Genomic DNA, 277 nt, shown 5'->3' on the forward strand with positions numbered 1-277 from the left:
GATATTGTTTTTGGATGAGTTACCTGAATTTAGCCGTAAGGTATTGGAAGTTTTGCGTGAGCCGATCGAATCCGGAGAGATATTGATCTCCCGAGCGGCGAGGCAGTCTGTCTTTCCCGCCCGGTTTCAATTGGTGGCGGCTATGAATCCATGCCCTTGCGGTTATTTTGCGGATGGGACCGAACGTTGTCACTGTAGCCCCGATCAAGTGCGACGTTATCAAGCAAAAGTATCTGGGCCTTTATTAGATCGTATCGATCTGCAGTTAACCGTACAG

The 277-nt window shown here is 48.7% G+C and carries 1 protein-coding gene; it reads left to right on the forward strand.

Annotated features, from left to right (window positions below):
* Positions 1 to 277: ATP-binding protein (locus ACRHOC_RS14795; RefSeq protein ID WP_431159400.1), on the forward strand; the 277-nt coding region annotated here is incomplete at both ends.

It is taken from the genome of Winogradskyella poriferorum, from assembly GCF_050618035.1.
Taxonomy (GTDB): domain Bacteria; phylum Bacteroidota; class Bacteroidia; order Flavobacteriales; family Flavobacteriaceae; genus Winogradskyella; species Winogradskyella poriferorum_A.